The sequence below is a fragment of the Mesorhizobium sp. M7A.F.Ca.CA.001.04.2.1 genome (genome assembly GCF_003998485.1).
Lineage (GTDB): Bacteria > Pseudomonadota > Alphaproteobacteria > Rhizobiales > Rhizobiaceae > Mesorhizobium > Mesorhizobium ciceri.
Genome location: NZ_RZQT01000116.1, coordinates 1 through 18776 on the forward strand (window position 1 = coordinate 1; position 18776 = coordinate 18776).

The window sequence follows — 18776 nt, forward strand, 5'->3', positions numbered from 1 at the left end:
GGCGGGCAGCCCTGGTGCTGGCGCTTGCCCGCGCCGCCGGAGCAGGCGGCATGGTCGGCGGCCAGAAGCTCGATCTCGAAGCCGAACAGACGCCGCCGGACGAGGCCGGCATCATCCGGCTGCAGGCGATGAAGACCGGCGCGCTGATCCGCTTCGCCTGCGAGGCAGGCGCCCTCATCGCCGGCGCCCCGGCCGATGACCGCGAGCGGCTGGCCGAATTCGGCTCGGCGATCGGTCTTGCCTTCCAGCTTGCCGACGACCTGCTCGATTTGACCGCCGACGCCAGCCAGATGGGCAAGGCGACCGGCAAGGACGCCGCCGCCGGCAAGGCGACGCTGGTGGCCTTGCATGGTGCGAATTGGGCACGTGGCCAGCTTCACGGCCTCGTCCAACAGGCGCATGCGCTGCTTGAGCCCTATGGTGACGATGCCCAGTTGCTGAAAGAAGCGGCGACATTCGTGGCGGCGCGTAACAGCTAAGGTTGGTGCCAGCCGGAACATCGAGCTGATTGCACGCACGTCCCCGCCGGCCGGTTCTGAAATAGAACTTGAGCGGAAGCCTGCCGAGGCAGAGGATTGACATCCGCACGGCAAGCACGCGGTGCGGATAAGAGTTGGAGGATGCCATGTCGACCACCGACAAGCTGTTCAGCGGTTCCATTCCCGAGATCTACGACCGGGCGATGGTGCCGCTGATCTTCGAGCCATATGCGCGGGATCTGGCGGAGCGGGTGTCGAAGCTCGGGCCGCAATCGGTGCTCGAAGTGGCGGCGGGCACCGGTGTGGTGACACGTGCGCTCGCAGCAAAGCTGCCGGCGCAAGCGCGCATCGTGGTCACCGACCTCAACCAGCCCATGCTCGACCACGCACGCACGCGGATGGTGGACGATCCTCGCATCACCTGGCAGCAGGCCGATGCTCAGGCGCTGCCCTTCGAGGACGCACAGTTCGACGCCGTGGCCTGCCAGTTTGGCGCGATGTTCTTCCCCGATCGGGTGGGCGCCTACGGGCAAGTTCGGCGCGTGATGCGGCTGGGCGGACACTTCCTGTTCAACGTCTGGGGTGCCATCGAAGAGAACGAGTTTGCCGATGAGGTGACGCGGGCGCTCGGCCATTTTTTCCCGGCCGATCCGCCTCGCTTCATGGCAAGGACACCGCATGGCTATCACGATGCGGACGTCATCCGCGCCGACCTGCATGCCGCCGGCTTCCGTAACATCACCATAGAGCCGCTGGATGCCGTCAGCGCCGCTTCCTCGCCATATGAGGCGGCCACGGCCTATTGCCAGGGCACGCCCCTGCGGGCCGAGATCGAGGCGCGCGGTGGCTCGCTGGAGGAGGTGACGCGATACGTGGCGAATGCCCTTGGGAAACGGTTCGGGGAAGGCCCGGTGAGTGGCCGCATCCGCGCCCTCGTCGTGGACGCGGCCTAGGCGCGCTGTCCATCCGGCGGCTCGCACGGCTCGCCTGCCCGAACGAACGAAATTTTAATGTAAATGAAGCGTAATCCCGGCCATTAAAATGGTGCGTATGTGTTGGGGTTGCGCATGCCTGAATATTCGTCCTTCATCCGGTCGGTCCGGATCCGCTGTATTTCAGGGTTGCTGATCTTCGCGCTGGCTTCCGCCGGCATCGTGATTGCGCTTGATCGCGTCAATTCCTTTCGCCGCGACATCGATGCGCTGAGCAGCAATCTCGTCATCTTCACCCGAGACCTGCGCAACGCGACCAGCTTTGCCGAGACGACCGGCACCGCCTGGCGGGCGGAGACACGCGATGCCCTGACCACATCGGCGCGCGGCCATTCGGAGCGCCTGACCGGCGAGATCGAGACGCTGACCGCCCAGCTTGCGGCGATCAAGCCGCGGCTGTCGATCAAGACCGTCGACGAACTCCAATCCGCTTCAGTTAACGGCGATCTGTTCTGGTCGCCGCGCGACATGGTGCGCAATTTCAACCTGATGTCGGTGGCGCAGAAGGTCGATGAGTGGAGCTATCGCGAAATCCGCAACCAGAATGACCTGTTCGCCCAACCCATGCTGGTTCGCGTCCGCACCGCCATGGATGATGAGCGCCATCTGGCCGATGCCTCCAGCGACAGGCTGTTGTTGTGGGCCAGCGGGATCCTGTTCGCGGCCCTTGCCATCGTCGCCTTCTGGATCTTCCGCCCGATGGAAGTGGCGATCCGCCGCGCCTTTGCCGAATCCGCCGAATCCCTGTTCAAGGCCGAGGCCGCCGACCGCGCCAAATCGGAATTCCTGGCCAATATGAGCCACGAAATCCGCACGCCGATGAACGGTGTGCTCGGTATGGCCGAACTGCTGGCCAAGACCGATCTGACCCCACGCCAAAAGACCTTCACCGACGTTATCGTGAAGTCCGGCAACGCGCTGCTCACCATCATCAACGACATCCTCGATTTCTCCAAGATCAATGCTGGCCAGCTCACCCTCGACCCTGCTCCCTTCCGCCTTTCCGAGGCGGTCGAGGACGTGGCGACGCTGGTCTCGGCTCGCGTCGCCGAAAAGAACCTCGAACTGATCGTGCGCGTCGATCCGCGCCTGCCGGCCCATGTCGTCGGCGACGCCGGCCGGTTCCGGCAGATCATCACCAACCTGCTCGGCAACGCAGTGAAGTTCACCGAGAAGGGTCACGTGCTGATCGACGTCGGCGGCGAGATCGTCAACGACGTGGTCCAGCTCAAGATCCGCGTCGAGGACACCGGCATCGGCATACCGGCCGAGAAACTGCAGAACGTGTTCGAAAAATTCGCGCAGGTCGACGGCTCGTCCACCCGCCGTCACGAGGGCACGGGGCTGGGCTTGGCCATCGCAGCACGCCTCGTCGACCTGATGGCAGGCAAGATCGGCGTCGAGAGCGAGATCGGCCGCGGCTCGGTGTTCTGGTTCGCGGTGCCGCTGCCCGCGCATCAGGCCGCGGCGCGCGACGAGATCGTGCCGGTCGACGTCACCGGCGCGCGCGTGCTGGTCATCGACGACAATCCGGTCAACCGCGAAATCCTGCTCGAGCAGCTCAGGAGCTGGAGCTTCGACTGTGCCGCCGCCGAAAGCGGCGCCGTCGGCCTGGCCTTCCTCGATCGCGCCTTTCAGTTGGGCGCCGCCGTCGACTGCATCATCCTCGACTACCAGATGCCCGGCATGAACGGCGCCGACGTCGCCAGGGCAATTGCTTCCGACAGCCGGCTGTCCTCCATCCCGGTGGTGTTGCTGACCTCGGTCGACCAGGTCGATTTCGGCAAGATGATCATCGACTTCGGCATTGCCGCGCATTTGACGAAGCCGGCGCGCTCCGCGGTCCTGCTCGGCACCGTTATCTCGGTCGTGCAGAAGGCCCGTTCGCAGGTCGGCAAGGCGCAGTTTGTCCGCGAACCGATCGTCCAGGCTCCCCCGGCAGCGCCGCCCGCCTTTACCGTCATCCGCGGCCCGGCGCTGCCAGTCGCGGCAGCACCGGAATCGACAACCACGCCGAACGGACCGATCGACATCCTGATTGCCGAGGACAACGACGTGAACCAGCTGGTCTTCGGCCAGATCCTCAATGGCTTGGGCTTGAGCTACCGCATCGCCGGCAACGGCCGCACGGCGGTCGAGATGTACCGGGCGCTGCGCCCCAAGCTGATCCTGATGGACGTCTCGATGCCGGAGATGAATGGCTACGAAGCGACCCGCGCGATCCGGGCCATGGAGACCTCGACGGGCACCCACATTCCGATCATCGGCGTCACCGCGCATGCGCTGAAGGGCGATCGCGACAAGTGCATCGAATCGGGCATGGACGACTATCTGCCGAAGCCCGTTTCGCCCGACCGACTGGGCACCAAGATCGGCACCTGGCTCAGCGAGACCGTGGTGGCCAAGACGGCGTAAAAGCCGGCCCTATTGGTCAGGCCGGATCAGCGCAACCGGCCGATCGGGATGATTTCCGGCGAGGTCACACCATAAGGTGTGCCCTGCCAGTCACCCAGCCACTGCTCGACCAACAGGCCAGTCTCGTCCAGCATCCCCGCAAGATCTTCCTTCTTGGGGAACGCGATCTTGGATTCGGCGCCCAGAACAGGTCTACCGCCCGGAATGTCATAGAAGGTCGAGTAGGTGACGATGCCGGTAGCGGCATCGTGTTCGGCATCATACCAGGCTTTGACCGTGCCGAGGCCGGGATGCGTAACTGCCCGTTCGGAGCGCTGCGGTGTCCATTCCAGCCATTCCTCCTCGGCGGGATTTCGTGTGTCGAAAATGAAGAGCCCGCCGGGAGCGAGATGCTCGGCGATGGTGCCCAGCACCGCCATCTGATCCTCGCCTGTCAGGAAAACCTGGAACGCATGCCCGGTGAGCAGGATCAGGTCGAAACGCCGCCCGAGCCGAACAGTTCGCGCGTCGGCCTCGACCCAGTCGACCCTGTCGCCGCCGGCCCTGCGCCGCGCCACGTCGAGCATCGCCGATGCCGGATCAACGCCAGTGACATTATGCCCATCGGCAAGTTCGGCAGCCAGTTGGCCAGTGCCACAGCCGAGATCGAGGACCGAGCCGCGATTTACGGCAAGACCGATACAGTAATCAAAATCGGCACGGCCGCTTTGATTCTCGATATCATAGAACTGGACGAAGTCGGGATCGCTGTAGATAGGGTCGGTCATAGTCGCTGCCCATACTCCAAATTTCCAGCTGCAGCCCATCAATGCATCAGGCGGCTGCGTCGAGGCGATAGCGGCGCATCCAGTCGAGGCTCGTGTCGTCGGAGAGCTTTGCAACGCCGGGGCTCACGTCATCGGCATTCGGCGCTTGAACGCCCAAGACTTCGCAGATGCCTAGCAATGTCGCCGCCGGATTGCTCGAAAGGCGCTCGTAGCCAACCCGAAGCGGGGTGATGCCTTGCTCAGCGAACCAAATGTTCCATGCCGCATCATAGGTCTCGAGTACCTCGACCTCACGCCTGATCCGCTCGAAATCATATTGGGGCTCTTTCGGCGGTGCGACCCTTTCGATCTCGGTGCCGTCGGGAGCGATATGCCAAAGACCGGTCTGCTCTGCCTTGATCAGGGAGACAGCCTGCGCAAGCTTGTCTTCCCGCGAGAGGTGTATGTAGAGAACATTGCCGAATGCTCTTTCGAACCGTGCTCTGTCGGATGGCAGTTTTGGGAAAATCCGGTCGAGGATCGCCGAAAGCTCATCCAGATTTTCGCGCATCAAGCGGAGGCCGAAGAGGCCGGTCCCACCCTTGCCGGCGGCGATCGCGGCATCGAGATACGCGGCATCGAATTCGAGCTCGCTCATCGCGGCGCGATCGGGCAACTTCCACTCTTCGGCCCACTCCACCACGTCCTGGCGCCGATAGAATGAGTGCGGATCACCGGCCGTCTTCGTGGACGCCAGAAGCTTGCACAGCAAAGTGCTCCCCGTCCTCGGCGTACCGCAGATAATGTATCCATCGAACATGTTGTGCCCACGCGGCTTGTCAAAGGCAGGGGCTGTCGCTCCTGGTAACATGGCCGCCGCCATAGCTGAAATCCTTGCTGGATGCGACGCCACGGCTGTCGCTTTTTAAATGCCTCTCTCAGACAAAATACCCTGCCGGCAGGGGTCAAATTACCGGTTGCGCACCACCACGCATGCCCCACCGATGCTTTGCAATTTCTGGCAGATGACGTTTGCATCGGCGCGGTGGTCGACACCGATCCTGACCGCATAGATACCCCGCCGGCCGATCGGCGTGCGCACCCGGCTGACCACTGGATCGTGCCCGTTGAGCAGGGCCGGGAACCGGCTCCTTACCCTGAGCCACTGGTTGATCGCGGCACTGCGGCGGAAATTGCCGGCCACCTGGATGCCCCATGGCTTTACGTTGATCGAGGCCATCGCCACGGTCCGCGACATGATCACTGGCAGTTTTCGGCAAGCGACACCAAAATCCGTTTTTGCGTCGAGCGGTTCGACCCTTCCGGCATAGGCTCGGTCGGTGAACTTGTCGGCTGGTTCGCCCATGATGTCGAACACATAGCTTTCGGTTTCCATCGGCAGGAAACCGCCGGAACTGAGCCAGCGCGACACCCGGCTCTCGCCGGCATTGTAGGCGGCGGCCGCCAGGCCGAGATTGCCGTAGCCGGTTTTCATTTCGGCGAGATATTTCGCCGAAGCCGGGATCGCCTGATTGATGTCGAAGGAATTGGTAAGCCCGCGCATCTTGGCGGTTCCCGGCATGAACTGGGCAATGCCTTCGGCGCCGACGGGACTGACGGCGTTGGGATCGAAACGGCTCTCCTTCCAGATCAGCCGGGCGAAGAAATCCCTGGGCAAACCATTCTGGTCGGCATGCGCCTGGATCAGGTTGCAGACCTTGTCGATAAGCCGTTGCTTGGCGGATTGCGGCGGATCGGCCTGAGCCAGTGTCGACCAGACTAGCCCACACAGCAGGACCAGCGTCGCCCACAGGAAACGCTGCATTTGACCTACTCTGCCGCGGCCTTGCCGCCGCGACCGAACCGCTGTTCGATATAGTCGGCGACCATTTTCTCGAAATCCGCCGCGATCGACGGTCCGCGCAGCGTCGCCGCCTTCTTGCCGTCGACGAAGACAGGCGCCGTCGGCGTCTCGCCGGTGCCGGGCAGCGAAATGCCGATATCGGCATGCTTGGACTCGCCCGGGCCATTGACGATGCAACCCATCACCGCGACCTTGAGGTTCTCGACGCCGGGATATTTGTCGCGCCACACCGGCATGTTCTTCCTGAGATCTGCCTGGATGTTCTGAGCGAGCTCCTGGAACACGGTCGAGGTCGTGCGGCCGCAGCCGGGACACGCGGCGACGATCGGCACGAACTGCCTGAACCCCATCGTCTGCAGCAATTCCTGCGAAACCTGCACCTCGCGCGTGCGGTCGCCATTCGGCTCCGGCGTCAGCGAGATGCGGATGGTGTCGCCGATGCCTTGCTGCAGCAGGATGCCCATGGCGGCCGACGAAGCGACGATGCCTTTCGAGCCCATGCCGGCTTCGGTCAGGCCGAGATGCAGCGCATGGTTGGAGCGGGTGGCGAGCTCGGCATAGACGGCAATCAGGTCCTGCACGCCGCTGACCTTGGCCGACAGGATGATTTTCTCGCGGCCAAGGCCGATCTCTTCCGCCATCTCGGCCGAGAGAATGGCCGACTGCACGATCGCCTCGCGCATCACCTCTTGCGCCGTCAGCGGAAAACCCTTGTCCTGGTTGTCGTCCATCAGCCGGGTCAAAAGCTCCTGGTCGAGCGAGCCCCAGTTGACACCGATGCGCACCGGCTTGTCATGCCTGATCGCCATCTCGACGATATCGGCGAACTGCCGGTCCTTCTTGTCCTTGAAGCCGACATTGCCGGGGTTGATCCGATATTTGGCCAGCGCCTCGGCGCAGGCCGGGTGATCGGCCAAGAGCTTGTGGCCTATATAGTGGAAATCGCCGACCAGCGGCACGTTGATGCCAAGCCGCTGAAGCCGCTCATGAATGCGCGGTACGGCGGCGGCACTCTCGTCGCGATCGACGGTGATGCGCACGATCTCGGAGCCGGCCCGGTGCAGTGCTGCGACCTGCGCGACGGTCTGGTCGATATCGGCCGTGTCGGTGTTGGTCATCGATTGGACGACAACGGGCGCGCCGCCGCCGACGACCACGCCGCCGACATCGACGCCGACCGAGGTGCGGCGGGGGAAAGGAGAGGAAAAATATCCGGTCATGCCGGCAGCCTTTTGTCTCTGGAGCATCTTGTGTCCTGCATGGGCGCACAACGACGCCCCGGGCCGATGCGCTGAGGTCCGGGCATGAGGTGGAGGAGCAAAGATCGCTTGTCAATGGCGACAGGTCGCCACTGGCCGGAATCGGCACGCCGCCAACGACCAAAAACAATCGATGATCTGGCGAAACGGGCGACGGCCGAAGCGGATATTAAGCCGGTGCAAGTCCAGCTTCGGCTGACAGACCGGTGCTGGGAAATCAAACCCCTCCACGCCGGCGGCGGGGAGCCGCCGGGAAAAGAGGCCGCGGATACCGGGCGGCTATGTCAGGAGGGCATCAATGCGTGGTCGGTTTTCCTCTTAGTTTTTCAATCTCGTCCTTGAGTGCCAGCTTGCGTCGCTTAAGATTCACGATTTCGAGGTCGTCGACCGATGGATGATTCATCGCGTCATCGATTTCACGTTCGATGTCGCCGTGTTTCCGCTGCAACTCATCAAGATGGGATGCAAGAGACATGATTGGTTCTCCCTTTCATGGTTTTCCTCGATTGCAACCGTCACGGCGCGTCCACCGCAGGTTCGCTTCTGTGACGGCACGGTGACAGTGTGTCACCTTCCGCGGGCGATGTCGAATGATCCGTGGTAGCATTCCACGACACTGTGAAATGTGATATGGGCTGCACGCCGGTGACAAAACACCCGGCCCCGCCCAATCAGGCCCAGCTTTGGGCGCCGCAGACGTGCAGACGGTAGAGAATGTCCGATCAGGAACAGGCCGATATTCGCCTCGAATTTTCCCGCCTGAAGCAGGAACACGCCGATTTCGATGCAGCCATCAACGCGATGATCGCCATGGCCTGCGATCCGCTGCAGATCCAGCGCATGAAGAAGAAGAAGCTGTTCCTCAAGGACCGGCTGATGGCGCTGGAAGACAAGATCATTCCCGACATCATTGCGTGAACGATGTGATGTGCTGACGCTGATCGAGCGCCAGGCAGCGGCGATCTGCATCTCCCTGCGCGGTCGTGTGACGGTGCCTTTGGCCGGTCAATCGTTGGGCTCTTTTTCGCCGGTGCACTAGCCGCGACGGCGCGTCCTGCCGGGCGATCTCGCACATGGAGCGCCTCGAACTCGACGGCTTCGTCGCACGCTTCCGCAAAACGGCGGCTGAGGACGGTCCTCCCCGGTTACTGATACCACCGTTCTGACGGATTATCCGGCGACGCCGCTGGGAAACCTGCGCCTTCGCGCGGCTCAGCCCGGTCGTCGACACAGCTCACCGCCCGCCCCCCAAAACAATAACTTTACAAATATTTGTATTTATGTGAAGTCATGACGATTGAAGGATCGACCATGACAGCCACTCGTTTCGCCACGCGCCTGAATTCCTTTGCCTCGCGGCCGCAGGCCGAATGGCCTGATCTTACCGGCAAGCCGTCGCTGCTGCAGATGGCGGCGCGCGCCGCCAAGGTCGGCGGGCTTACCGATCTCGACCTCAACTTTCCCGACCATGTCAGTGAAAAGCCTGCGGAAATCGCCCTCAAACTGAGCGATCTCGGGCTTTCTATCAATGGCTTTGCCATGCGCTACTACTCCAACCCCGCCTTCAAGCTCGGCGCCTTCACCAATCCGGATCCGGCGGTGCGCCGCGAGGCCATCGACCTGACCAAAGCCGGCATCGATGCCGTGCGTGAGGCCGGCGCCAGCCTGATGACGCTGTGGCTCGGCCAGGATGGCTTCGACTACGCCTTCCAGGCCGACTATGTGACGCTTTGGCAACACGAAATCGAGGGGATTCGTGAAGTAGCCGCGCATGATCCCGACTGTCAGATCAGCCTTGAGTACAAACCGAACGAACCACGCTCCTACAGCCTGATGCCGGATGCGGCGACGACCTTGCTGGCGATCCGCGATGTCGGCCTGCCCAATCTGGGCGTCACCCTCGATTTCGCCCATGTGCTCTATGCTGACGAACAGCCGGCCTTTGCCGCGGCCCTGGTGGCGCGCCACAGCAAGCTGCTCGGCGTGCATCTGAACGACGGCTACGCCAAGCGCGACGACGGCCTGATGGTCGGCGCGGTGCACACGCTGCAGACCATCGAGCTGCTCAGGCAGATTCGCCGCGACGGTTACGCCGGCGCCATCTATTTCGACACGTTCCCCGACATGACCGGGCTCGATCCGGTGCGCGAGTGCGAAGTCAACATCGCCACCGTCAAGCGCATGCTGCGCGTCGTCGACCGGCTGGAGCAGGACAATCGCCTGTCCGCCGCCATGGACAGCCAGGATGCGGTGACGTCGCAGGCCATCATCCAGGAAATCATGCTCGGGCCGGATAGCTGAGGCATCCGCACCATTATCGTTTTCAACAAGGGAGGAATACAATGAAACTTCTGCTTGCCACGGCTACCGCCGCACTGATGGCGCTGTCGATCGGCTCTGCCTTTTCGGCCGACCTCGCGCCGCTCAATTCCGACACGGAAAAGGACCGCATCGACTGGTCGCAGGTCGAGGCCAAATTCGGCGCGTTCCCCAAGCTGCCCGAAGGCACCAAGGCAGGCGCCGTCTCCAAGACGCTGACCAATGAATACTGGCGCTCGCTGGGCGAGGGCTACACGGCATTCGGCGCCAAGGTCGGCGTTCCCGTCGTCTATCAGGCAGCGCAAAGCGAGGGCGACCAGCTCGGCCAGCTCACCATTGCCGAAGGCCTGGTGACCCAGGGCTACAACGTGCTGCTCGTCTCGCCGCAGACGGATGCCAATCTGCAGCCGATCATGGAGCAAGCCAAGGCCGCCAACGTGCCGGTGGTCAACGTCAATGACGCCGTCATCCCGCAGGCCGAACATTATGTCGGCAATGTCCAGCGCGACAATGGCGTGCGCGTCGCCAAATGGTTCATCAAGAACCGTCCGGATGGCGGCAAGGTCGCCATCGTCGAAGGCCAGGCTGGCGTCTATGCCGCCGTGCAGCGCACCGACGGCTTCAAGTCGACCATCACCGAGGCAGGCAAGTTCGAGGTCGTCGCCAGCGTTCCCGGCAACTGGGACCGCCAGACCTCCTATGATGCGGCCACCAACATCCTGCAGCAGCACCCCGACCTGATCGGCTTTTATGCCAACAATGACGGCATGGCGCTCGGCATCGTCGAGGCAGTCAAGGCCGCCGGCCTGCAGGACAAGGTTGCGGTCTTCGGCACCGACGGCATTTCCGACGCCTATGCCTCCATACGGGCCGGCGAACTGACCGGCACGGTCGACAGTTTCCCGGTGCTGACCGGCGAAGTGGCGTTGGAAACTGCTCTGCGTCTCGTCGCGGGACAGAAGCTGCCCCGCGTCGTCGCCACGCCCCAGGCACTGATCACCAAGGACAATGCCGACCGCTATTCCGGCGCCGGCGCGCGCAAGGCACTGCTCGAGGACGCGGCTGCGGGCCAGTAAGGCCAATCGGCGAGTGCCGGCCAGAGCAATTCGCTCCCGCCGGCACCGTTGCCCGGAGATAGAACCCAATGTCACCCCGGCTGCAATTCCAGGGCATTTCCAAGCTGTTTCCGGCCGTGCGGGCGCTTGACGGCGTGTCGTTCTCGGTAGGTGCCGGTGAAATCCACGGCCTGCTCGGCGAAAATGGCGCCGGCAAGTCGACGCTGCTGCGCATCCTGTCTGGCGTCTACAGGCCGACAGCGGGAAGCGTCCTCATCGACGGCAAGCCGGTTACACTCGTCAACCCGGTCGCCGCACGCGCTGCGGGCGTCGCCATGATCCATCAGGAATTGCAGCAGGTACCACGCCTTAGCGTCGCCCAGAACATGTTCCTAGGCCATCCGCTGACGCGCGGCGCCATCTTCGTCGCCCGGCGCGAACAGGAGCGCCGTGCTGCGGAGGCTCTTGCGGCCATCGATCCCTCCATCGATCCGGCTGCACCCCTCGGTACCCTGAAGGTGGCGCAGCGGCAGATTGTCGAGATCGCCCGCGCGCTGCTCGATCGCGCCCGCATCGTCGCCATGGACGAGCCGACATCGAGCCTGACGCCGAGCGAATTCGAACGGCTGGCGCAAGTCATCACCGGCCTCGCCCGCGACGGCGTCGCCGTCGTCTATGTCTCGCACAAGCTGGACGAGGTGTTCGGCATCTGCCGGCGCGCCACCATCATGCGCGATGGCGTCGTCGTCGATTCCGTCGATCTGAACGACCTGTCGGAGAAAGCGGTCGTGGCTATGATGGTCGGCCGCGAACTGGCGCAGGAGCAGCATAATTCCCATGCCACGAACAAGGTCATGCTGAGCGCGCGTGGCCTCTCCTCGGCGACGAAGGTGCGCAACGTGTCGTTCGATCTGCATCGCGGCGAGGTGCTGGGCATTGCCGGCCTGGTCGGTTCCGGCCGCACTGAACTGCTGCGGCTCTTGGCCGGCGCCGATCGCGCCACGGCCGGGACGATTGCAATCGACGGCAAGGCGGCACGGTTCTTCAGCCCGCGTGACGCGATTGCCGCCGGCGTCGGACTGGTGCCGGAGGAGCGCAAACGCGAAGGCATCGTGCCGCTGCGCTCGATCACCAGCAATATGGCGCTGGCCTCGATGGCCGTGTTCGCGCCGCGCGGCCTCATCGATCACGCCAGGTTGAAACAGGTGGCGGCCGAGAAGATGAGCCGCGTCAATCTGCGCCCATTCCTGCTCGACCGGCCGATCCGCCTGTTCAGCGGCGGCAACCAGCAGAAGGCGATCATCGGCCGCTGGCTGGCGGCGGGAACACGCATCCTCTTGTTCGACGAGCCGACGCGCGGCATCGATGTCGGCGCCAAGGCGGAGATCTATCATCTGATCGAGGAACTCGCCGCCGAGGGCCATGCGGTGGTCGTCGTCTCCTCCGAACTGCCCGAGGTGATCCGGCTTGCCGACCGCGTGTTGGTCATGCGCGACGGCACCATCGCCGCCGAACTCGATAGGGCAAATCTCTCAGAACAGGCGATCGCGGCGCACGCCATCCCGCAAACGCAAACGCCGGCCGCACAGCCGGCAAGGCAGTAGGTGACGGATATGTCGGATGCCACTCTGGTGCGGTCCCAGGCCGAATTCCTGCGCGGTGTTTCCATGCGCGACGCCGGCACGCTGATCGGGCTTGTCGTGATCCTGGCCGTGTTCGGCGCGCTGGTGCCCGGCTTTTTCGCCGAGCGCAACCTGATCAACATCCTGCAGCAGTCGAGCATCAATGCCTGTCTGGCGCTGGGCATGACGCTGGTCATCATCTCCGGCGGCATCGACCTGTCGGTCGGGCCGACGGCAGCACTCTCGGCCGTCATCTCGGCCTCTATGATGGTCGCCGGCGTGCCGTTTCCGCTGGCCATCGCCGCCGGCTTCGCCATTGGTCTTGCCTGCGGCCTCGTCAACGGCGTGCTCGTCGCCCATGTTGGGCTGCAGCCCTTCATCGTCACGTTGGGAACGCTCAGCACCTATCGGGCACTGGCGCTGATCTACACCGGCGGCAATCCGGTCCTCGGCCTGCCCCCAGGCTTTCGCGCCGTCTTCAACGGTTCGCTGTTCGGACTGCCTCTGGCGGTCGTCATCGTCGCCTGCGTGGCTGTCGTCGCCTGGGTCGTTTTGAAGAAGACGCCCTTCGGCGAATATCTGCTCGCCGTCGGCGGCAACGAGGAGGCGGCCTACATCGCCGGCGTGCCGATTGCCCGCACCAAGATCGCCGCCTACATGATCTCAGGCCTGCTGGCGGCGCTTGCCGCGCAGATCCTGATCGGCCGGTTGGGCGCCGCCGAACCCATCCTCGGCAATCTCTGGGAGCTCGACGCCATCGCGGCTGCCGCCATCGGCGGCGCCTCGCTGATGGGCGGCAAGGGCAGCGTCGTCGGCACCATCCTGGGCGCCGTCATCCTCGGCGCCATGCGCAACGGTTTGACGCTGATGAACGTCCAGTCCTTCTATCAGCTTCTGGCAACTGGTCTTATAATCCTCGCCGCGATGCTTATCGATCGCGTGACGAGGGGGCGTGGATGACCTTGAGCGGGCTGGACCTGAAAGCGGTAGGACCGCGCATCCGCATGATGATGCCGCATCTCACTCCGCTGGAGGCGAAGGTGGTGGAAACCGTCTTCGGCCGGCGCGGCTTCGACGAGAGCATTCCGCTGAAGCAGATCGCCGAGGAATCCGGCGTGTCCGAGGCGATGGTGGTCAAGATCGCCAAGAAGCTCGGCTTTTCCGGCTATCGCGACTTCCGCACCGCCGTCTATGAGTACAGTCGCCTGCCGACCGCCGAGATGCACCAGGAACTGTCATCCGACGACAGTTCGGCCGAGATCGTGCAAAAAGTGTTCCGCACCTCCATCCAGGCGCTGGAGGAGACGCTGGCGATCCTCGACATCGAGGATTTCGACCGCGCCGCCGAGCTGCTCTTCCGTGCCAAGAACCGGGATTTCTATGGCGTCGGCGGCTCGGCGCAGATCGCGCGCGACGTTTCGCACAAATTCCTGCGCATCGGCATCCGCGCATCCGTCTACGACGATTCGCACATGATGCTGATGTCGGCCTCGCTGCTCGGCGGCGACGACATCGCCGTCGGCTTCTCGCATTCGGGCAACACGTCGGCCGTTATCGACGCCATCCAGTTGGCCCGCAAGAACGGTGCCCGCACGCTGGCCATCACCAATTACGACAACTCGCCCCTGGCCGCCGTCGCCGATATCGTTCTGTGCTCGACCGCGCAGGGCTCGCCGCTGATGGGCGAGAACGCAGCGGCCCGCATTGCCCAGCTCAACATTCTCGACGCGTTGTTCGTCGCGGTGGCGCAGCGCGACTATCAGGCGGCGGAGCGCAATCTCGGCCGCACCATGTCGGCGGTGACATCGAAACGAAAAGACCGGGGCTCATGACGACAACGCCGCTGGTGACCGTGTTCGGCAGCCTGCATTACGACATTATGGTCGACGCCCCCGGCCGCCCGCGCAAGGGCGAGACGGTGACCGGCCATGCCTGGCACCCCAAATGCGGTGGCAAGGGCGGCAACCAGGCCGTCTCGGCGGCGCGGGCCGGTGTGTATGCGGCGATGATCGGCGCCGTCGGCGACGATGATTTCGGGCGGGCGGTGCTGGCCAATCTCGATCGCGCCAAGGTCGACCGCCGCTTCGTGCGGGTGGCCGCTGGCGTCGGCTCCGGCATGAGCGTGGCGATCTTCGACGCAGGCGGCGACTATGGCGCGGTGATCGTCTCGGGCAGCAATCTGACACTGGGCCATGCCGACATTGCCTCTGCTTCCGATGTGGTGGGACAGACGGCGGTGCTCCTGCTGCAGAACGAAGTGCCGGAAGCCGCCAACATTGCCGCCGCACGCGCAGTCAAGGCACGGGGCGGCCGCGTCGTGCTCAACGCGGCCCCCGCGCGCAAACTCTCCGAGGAGTTGATCGCCCTGGTCGACATATTGGTGGTCAACGCCATCGAGGCGGAATTCCTGGCTGGCACGGCAGTGGTCGAGACACTCGACGGGGCCGCGCAAGCCGCACGGCTATTGGCCGATCTCTATCCGGTGGCAATCGTCACGGCGGGCGGCGAAGGTGTCGCCTGTTGCGATCGGAGCGGCGAGGCCTTTGCGCTGTCCGCCATCCCGGTCAAGGTCGCCAGCACGCATGGCGCCGGCGATGAATTCGTTGGCGCGCTGGCCGCGGGACTTGCCCGTGGGCAGACCATGCGGGCGGCCATCACCGCCGCCAACGCGGCTTCGGCCTTGCTGGTCTCGACGCCAGAGGCCGAGCGCGACGGCATCTGACCGGCTGGTTTCCGTCTTGCCAGACCGCAGCAGCGGCCGCCTATCCTTGCGGCCTCGCGCGAATTCCGCTAAGGCGCGCCTTTGTCGCCGGGGAACACGAACTTGGACGATCAACGCGCCGACGTCGCCATCATCATGGGCAGCCAGTCCGACTGGGCGACGATGCGCCATGCCGCCGAAACGCTGGAAGCACTTGGCATCCCGCACAAGCGGCTCATCATCTCCGCGCACCGCACACCGGACCGGCTCTATGATTTCGCCAAGGGCGCCAAGGCGGCCGGTTACCAGGTGATCATCGCCGGCGCCGGCGGTGCAGCACACCTGCCCGGCATGACGGCGGCGATGACGCCATTGCCGGTGTTCGGCGTGCCGGTGGAATCGAAAGCGCTTTCCGGGCAGGATTCGCTGCTGTCCATCGTCCAGATGCCAGCCGGCATTCCCGTTGGAACGCTGGCCATCGGCAAGGCCGGCGCCACCAACGCAGCCCTTTTGGCCGCCGCCGTGCTGGCCCTGAACGATGACAGCCTTGCCGTCCGTCTGGATGCCTGGCGCGCCGCGCAGACTGCCAAGGTCGCGGCTGAACCGACGGATACGCCGTGAGCCTGCCCGCCGGATCGACCATCGGCATCATTGGCGGCGGCCAGCTCGGCCGCATGCTGGCTGTTGCTGCCGCCCGTCTCGGCTACCGCACCGTGGTGCTGGAGCCGCAAGCGGATTGCCCGGCCGCACAGGTCGCCAACCGGCAGATAACAGCCGCCTATGACGACCCGGCCGCCCTTGCCGACCTGGCAGCGTCGAGTTCCGTCATCACCTACGAGTTCGAGAACGTCCCGGTCGCGGCGGCCAGCGCGCTGGCGGCCAAGGTTCCGGTCTATCCGCCGGCGCGTGCGCTGGAAGTGGCGCAGGACCGGGTGGACGAAAAAACATTCCTCAACGGCATCGGCATTGCCACCGCCGATTTCCACGCCGTCGACAATGATGACGAGCTGGCGGCGGCGCTGAAAGCATCCGACGGCAGCGGCATCCTGAAGACCCGGCGCATGGGATATGACGGCAAGGGCCAGCGCGTCTTCCGCAACATGGAAGCCGGCGGTTTTGCCGGCACATGCGAGGCGATGGGCAATGTGCCGCTGATTCTGGAGTCCTTCGTGCCGTTCGAGTGCGAGATATCGGTGATCGCGGCGCGTGGGCTGGACGGTGCGGTTGTCGCCTACGATCCAGCCGAGAATATCCATCGCAACGGCATTCTCCACACATCGACCTTGCCGGCCGCCATTATGCCGGAGACGGCGCAAGCAGCCCGAACGGCCGCATCGAAGATCCTTGCGGCGCTCGACTATGTCGGTGTCATCGGCGTCGAGTTCTTCGTGCTGGCCGATGGCTCGCTGCTGGCCAACGAGATCGCGCCGCGCGTGCACAATTCCGGCCATTGGACGGAAGCCGCCTGTGTCGTTTCGCAGTTCGAGCAGCATATCCGCGCCATCGCCGGCCTGCCGCTCGGCGGCCCGGACCGCCATTCCGACTGCGTGATGGAAAACCTGATCGGCGACGATGTGCTGCGCGTCCCGGAGCTTCTCGCCGAGCCCGATCTGATGCTGCATCTCTACGGCAAGGCCGAAGCGCGGCCCGGCCGCAAGATGGGTCATTTCACTCGGATCAGACGTCGCGCCTCATAAGGTTGCCTACTGCGCGTCGTCGCTCTCGTCCTGCCCTGGATTGGCGCAACTCCCATCGCCTTCCTCGCAATTGGCCGCGGCAGCGAGCTGCTTGACGCGGTCATTGGTCAATCTGGTCAGGCATTGCGAAACTTCCATCGAATGGATCGATCCGCCTTCGCTGGCGGCGGTGGAATGCGCGCACTCGGCATCGCGAAAAGTGATCCAGGCGCGTTGCGCCACCTGCAGCAATCTCTTGCCGTTGGCATCGTCCGAGCTGATGAGGTTCTGATAGGCCGTGTTGAGCCTGGCGTCGGCCGCCTGGTAGTCCTCGCCGGCACAGATGTTCATCATTTGCTGGCTGTCGTCGCTGCGGTCGCATTCCTGCGCGCGCGCAACCGAAGCTGCCGCCAGCAGGACAAGGCAGGCGGCCAGGAACATCCGGCGCATAGTCGTCTCCAAATCATTTCACGGCGACCGCATCATCCCAGCCGGCCCAGGGCCGCGCAATGCCGCAAGGCAGACATGGCGGATAATTGATGACAGGGATGATTCACAGCCGCTATGGAGCACGCTTGCGGTTGACAGGGACAAGGCTCCTCGTTTATGAGCCACCCACAGTTCAAAGGCGCGTCTTCTGGCGCGCCTTAAAATTTCGACCCAACCGGGTCCACACCGACAGGCAAGACCATGAAGATCAAGAATTCGCTCAAGGCGCTGAAGGCGCGTCACCGCGACAACCAGCTGGTTCGCCGCAAGGGCCGCATCTACATCATCAACAAGACCGCCCCGCGCTACAAGGCACGTCAGGGCTGAGTTTTCGGGCAGGAGGCTGTCGCCTCCGCCCATTTGATGCTTGTCGCCGTCTGCCGGCCTTTTCACGCCAAATTCAGTTTGACGTTCTCTCGCCCGGGACTAGAGTCCGGCGATGCGGATTCCTTTTGCATTTTTGACATCTCTGCTTGTTTCCGGCGTCATTTATGGCCCGGCATGGGCGGATGGTGCTGTCGCGCCGCCGTCCACTCAGGATGCGCCGCCCGCCGCAACGACGAAACAAGCCCGCCTCGATCAGCTGTTCAGCGACTTGAAACGCGAACGCAACGAAAAGGCGGCGGAGCGCATCGCCGGCAACATCTGGAGCGAGTGGTCGCAATCCGGCAGCGCCTCGATCGACCTGATGATGCAATGGTCGCAAAAAGCCGTCGAGGGCCAGAAGTTCGACGTCGCGCTCGATTTCCTCGACCAGGTGGTGACTTTGCAGCCGACTTATGCCGAGGGCTGGAACCGACGTGCCACCGTCCATTTCATGATGAAGAACTACGGCAAGTCGATGTCCGACATCGACCATACGCTGCAGCTCGAGCCGCGCCATTTCGGTGCGCTGTCCGGCCTGGCGCAGATCATGGCGCTGACCGGCCACAAGCAATCGGCGCTCGAGGCCTGGCAAAAGGTGCTGGCCATCTATCCGATGATGCGCAGCGCCCAGGACCAGGTCGGCACGATTTCGGAGGAACTTGCCGGTGAAGGCATTTGATTGCTCTAGGGGAGTAAGGGAATAGGGCAGTAAGACCGTAGGGGCAGATCGCACCTGCGGAACACACACCCTACTCCCCTACTCCCCTACTCCCCTACTCCCCTACTCCCCTAC

20 protein-coding genes are annotated in these 18776 nt (G+C 63.8%); 14 read left to right on the forward strand and 6 right to left on the reverse strand.

Features of this window, described 5'->3' with window-relative positions; all coding sequences use genetic code 11:
• The 3 genes from EN955_RS26820 to EN955_RS26830 all read left to right on the forward strand — a co-directional run.
• The coding region (locus EN955_RS26820; protein WP_206523762.1) for a polyprenyl synthetase family protein at positions 1-479 on the forward strand (479 nt) is incomplete at its 5' end.
• Positions 480-625: 146 nt separating this feature from the next.
• Entirely contained in the window at positions 626-1432 is an 807-nt protein-coding gene (locus EN955_RS26825) for a methyltransferase domain-containing protein (protein WP_024502972.1), read from the forward strand.
• Between the two features lie 114 nt (positions 1433-1546).
• Entirely contained in the window at positions 1547-3886 is a 2340-nt protein-coding gene (locus EN955_RS26830; protein ID WP_024502971.1) for a response regulator, read from the forward strand.
• 26 nt (positions 3887-3912) lie between these two features.
• Here the strand turns inward: EN955_RS26830 and EN955_RS26835 are convergent, their stop codons facing one another.
• The 5 genes from EN955_RS26835 to EN955_RS26855 all read right to left on the reverse strand — a co-directional run bounded on the left by EN955_RS26835 (position 3913) and on the right by EN955_RS26855 (position 8230).
• A complete protein-coding gene (locus EN955_RS26835) occupies positions 3913-4653 on the reverse strand; it encodes a class I SAM-dependent methyltransferase (protein WP_024502970.1) in 741 nt (246 codons plus the stop codon).
• A 46-nt stretch (positions 4654-4699) separates the two neighbouring features.
• The gene (locus EN955_RS26840) at positions 4700-5515 is read right to left on the reverse strand and encodes a Stf0 family sulfotransferase (protein WP_081714255.1); all 816 of its coding nucleotides are present in this window, start codon (positions 5513-5515) and stop codon (positions 4700-4702) included.
• Between the two features lie 87 nt (positions 5516-5602).
• Positions 5603-6457 carry a lytic transglycosylase domain-containing protein gene (locus tag EN955_RS26845; protein WP_024502968.1) on the reverse strand — a complete coding sequence of 285 codons (855 nt, stop codon included), beginning with the start codon at positions 6455-6457 and terminating at the stop codon, positions 5603-5605.
• Positions 6458-6462: 5 nt separating this feature from the next.
• A complete protein-coding gene (ispG, locus tag EN955_RS26850) occupies positions 6463-7716 on the reverse strand; it encodes a flavodoxin-dependent (E)-4-hydroxy-3-methylbut-2-enyl-diphosphate synthase (RefSeq protein WP_024502967.1) in 1254 nt (417 codons plus the stop codon).
• A gap of 334 nt (positions 7717-8050) precedes the next feature.
• Positions 8051-8230 (reverse strand): YdcH family protein, encoded by a 180-nt coding sequence (locus EN955_RS26855; protein ID WP_013529217.1) that lies wholly within the window; start codon positions 8228-8230, stop codon positions 8051-8053.
• A gap of 239 nt (positions 8231-8469) precedes the next feature.
• On the opposite strand from EN955_RS26855, the gene EN955_RS26860 reads away from it, so the two are divergent.
• From EN955_RS26860 to EN955_RS26900, 9 genes are all read left to right on the forward strand, one after another.
• Positions 8470-8673 (forward strand): DUF465 domain-containing protein, encoded by a 204-nt coding sequence (locus EN955_RS26860; protein WP_013529216.1) that lies wholly within the window; start codon positions 8470-8472, stop codon positions 8671-8673.
• A gap of 393 nt (positions 8674-9066) precedes the next feature.
• Positions 9067-10056, forward strand: a complete 990-nt coding sequence (locus tag EN955_RS26865) for a TIM barrel protein (protein WP_024502966.1) — start codon at positions 9067-9069, stop codon at positions 10054-10056.
• A 41-nt stretch (positions 10057-10097) separates the two neighbouring features.
• Positions 10098-11150, forward strand: a complete 1053-nt coding sequence (locus EN955_RS26870; RefSeq protein ID WP_024502965.1) for a substrate-binding domain-containing protein — start codon at positions 10098-10100, stop codon at positions 11148-11150.
• 68 nt (positions 11151-11218) lie between these two features.
• Complete coding sequence (locus EN955_RS26875; RefSeq protein WP_013529213.1) at positions 11219-12733, forward strand: sugar ABC transporter ATP-binding protein; 1515 nt, start codon at positions 11219-11221, stop codon at positions 12731-12733.
• 9 nt (positions 12734-12742) lie between these two features.
• Positions 12743-13711 carry an ABC transporter permease gene (locus EN955_RS26880; protein WP_032899090.1) on the forward strand — a complete coding sequence of 323 codons (969 nt, stop codon included), beginning with the start codon at positions 12743-12745 and terminating at the stop codon, positions 13709-13711.
• Complete coding sequence (locus EN955_RS26885) at positions 13708-14583, forward strand: MurR/RpiR family transcriptional regulator (RefSeq protein ID WP_013529211.1); 876 nt, start codon at positions 13708-13710, stop codon at positions 14581-14583. The genes EN955_RS26880 and EN955_RS26885 overlap by 4 nt, the downstream gene beginning before the upstream one ends.
• Complete coding sequence (locus EN955_RS26890) at positions 14580-15473, forward strand: ribokinase (protein WP_024502963.1); 894 nt, start codon at positions 14580-14582, stop codon at positions 15471-15473. Before EN955_RS26885 ends, EN955_RS26890 begins: the two co-directional genes overlap by 4 nt.
• A 102-nt stretch (positions 15474-15575) precedes the next feature.
• Positions 15576-16073 carry a 5-(carboxyamino)imidazole ribonucleotide mutase gene (gene purE, locus EN955_RS26895; RefSeq protein ID WP_024502962.1) on the forward strand — a complete coding sequence of 166 codons (498 nt, stop codon included), beginning with the start codon at positions 15576-15578 and terminating at the stop codon, positions 16071-16073.
• Positions 16070-17149 carry a 5-(carboxyamino)imidazole ribonucleotide synthase gene (locus EN955_RS26900; RefSeq protein WP_024502961.1) on the forward strand — a complete coding sequence of 360 codons (1080 nt, stop codon included), beginning with the start codon at positions 16070-16072 and terminating at the stop codon, positions 17147-17149. Before purE ends, EN955_RS26900 begins: the two co-directional genes overlap by 4 nt.
• A 6-nt stretch (positions 17150-17155) precedes the next feature.
• Here the strand turns inward: EN955_RS26900 and EN955_RS26905 are convergent, their stop codons facing one another.
• Positions 17156-17578, reverse strand: coding sequence for a lysozyme inhibitor LprI family protein (locus tag EN955_RS26905; protein ID WP_024502960.1), 423 nt, complete (start codon positions 17576-17578; stop codon positions 17156-17158).
• Between the two features lie 240 nt (positions 17579-17818).
• Here EN955_RS26905 and ykgO point away from each other — a divergent pair, with 240 nt between their 5' ends.
• Both ykgO and EN955_RS26915 read left to right on the forward strand, forming a co-directional pair.
• A complete protein-coding gene (gene ykgO / locus EN955_RS26910; protein WP_006203764.1) occupies positions 17819-17944 on the forward strand; it encodes a type B 50S ribosomal protein L36 in 126 nt (41 codons plus the stop codon).
• Positions 17945-18056: 112 nt separating this feature from the next.
• Positions 18057-18662: a hypothetical protein gene (locus tag EN955_RS26915; protein ID WP_024502959.1), complete on the forward strand. Its 606-nt coding sequence runs from the start codon at positions 18057-18059 to the stop codon at positions 18660-18662.
• Positions 18663-18776: the final 114 nt, after the last annotated feature.

Bases quoted from the DNA above. Each gene is read 5' to 3' on its own strand.
- EN955_RS26825 (WP_024502972.1), top strand. From the start codon at position 626: ATGTCGACCACCGACAAGCTGTTCAGCGGTTCCATTCCCGAGATCTAC.
- EN955_RS26830 (WP_024502971.1), top strand. From the start codon at position 1,547: ATGCCTGAATATTCGTCCTTCATCCGGTCGGTCCGGATCCGCTGTATT.
- EN955_RS26835 (WP_024502970.1), bottom strand. From the start codon at position 4,653: ATGACCGACCCTATCTACAGCGATCCCGACTTCGTCCAGTTCTATGAT.
- EN955_RS26840 (WP_081714255.1), bottom strand. From the start codon at position 5,515: ATGGCGGCGGCCATGTTACCAGGAGCGACAGCCCCTGCCTTTGACAAG.
- EN955_RS26845 (WP_024502968.1), bottom strand. From the start codon at position 6,457: ATGCAGCGTTTCCTGTGGGCGACGCTGGTCCTGCTGTGTGGGCTAGTC.
- ispG (WP_024502967.1), bottom strand. From the start codon at position 7,716: ATGACCGGATATTTTTCCTCTCCTTTCCCCCGCCGCACCTCGGTCGGC.
- EN955_RS26855 (WP_013529217.1), bottom strand. From the start codon at position 8,230: ATGTCTCTTGCATCCCATCTTGATGAGTTGCAGCGGAAACACGGCGAC.
- EN955_RS26860 (WP_013529216.1), top strand. From the start codon at position 8,470: ATGTCCGATCAGGAACAGGCCGATATTCGCCTCGAATTTTCCCGCCTG.
- EN955_RS26865 (WP_024502966.1), top strand. From the start codon at position 9,067: ATGACAGCCACTCGTTTCGCCACGCGCCTGAATTCCTTTGCCTCGCGG.
- EN955_RS26870 (WP_024502965.1), top strand. From the start codon at position 10,098: ATGAAACTTCTGCTTGCCACGGCTACCGCCGCACTGATGGCGCTGTCG.
- EN955_RS26875 (WP_013529213.1), top strand. From the start codon at position 11,219: ATGTCACCCCGGCTGCAATTCCAGGGCATTTCCAAGCTGTTTCCGGCC.
- EN955_RS26880 (WP_032899090.1), top strand. From the start codon at position 12,743: ATGTCGGATGCCACTCTGGTGCGGTCCCAGGCCGAATTCCTGCGCGGT.
- EN955_RS26885 (WP_013529211.1), top strand. From the start codon at position 13,708: ATGACCTTGAGCGGGCTGGACCTGAAAGCGGTAGGACCGCGCATCCGC.
- EN955_RS26890 (WP_024502963.1), top strand. From the start codon at position 14,580: ATGACGACAACGCCGCTGGTGACCGTGTTCGGCAGCCTGCATTACGAC.
- EN955_RS26905 (WP_024502960.1), bottom strand. From the start codon at position 17,578: ATGCGCCGGATGTTCCTGGCCGCCTGCCTTGTCCTGCTGGCGGCAGCT.
- ykgO (WP_006203764.1), top strand. From the start codon at position 17,819: ATGAAGATCAAGAATTCGCTCAAGGCGCTGAAGGCGCGTCACCGCGAC.
- EN955_RS26915 (WP_024502959.1), top strand. From the start codon at position 18,057: ATGCGGATTCCTTTTGCATTTTTGACATCTCTGCTTGTTTCCGGCGTC.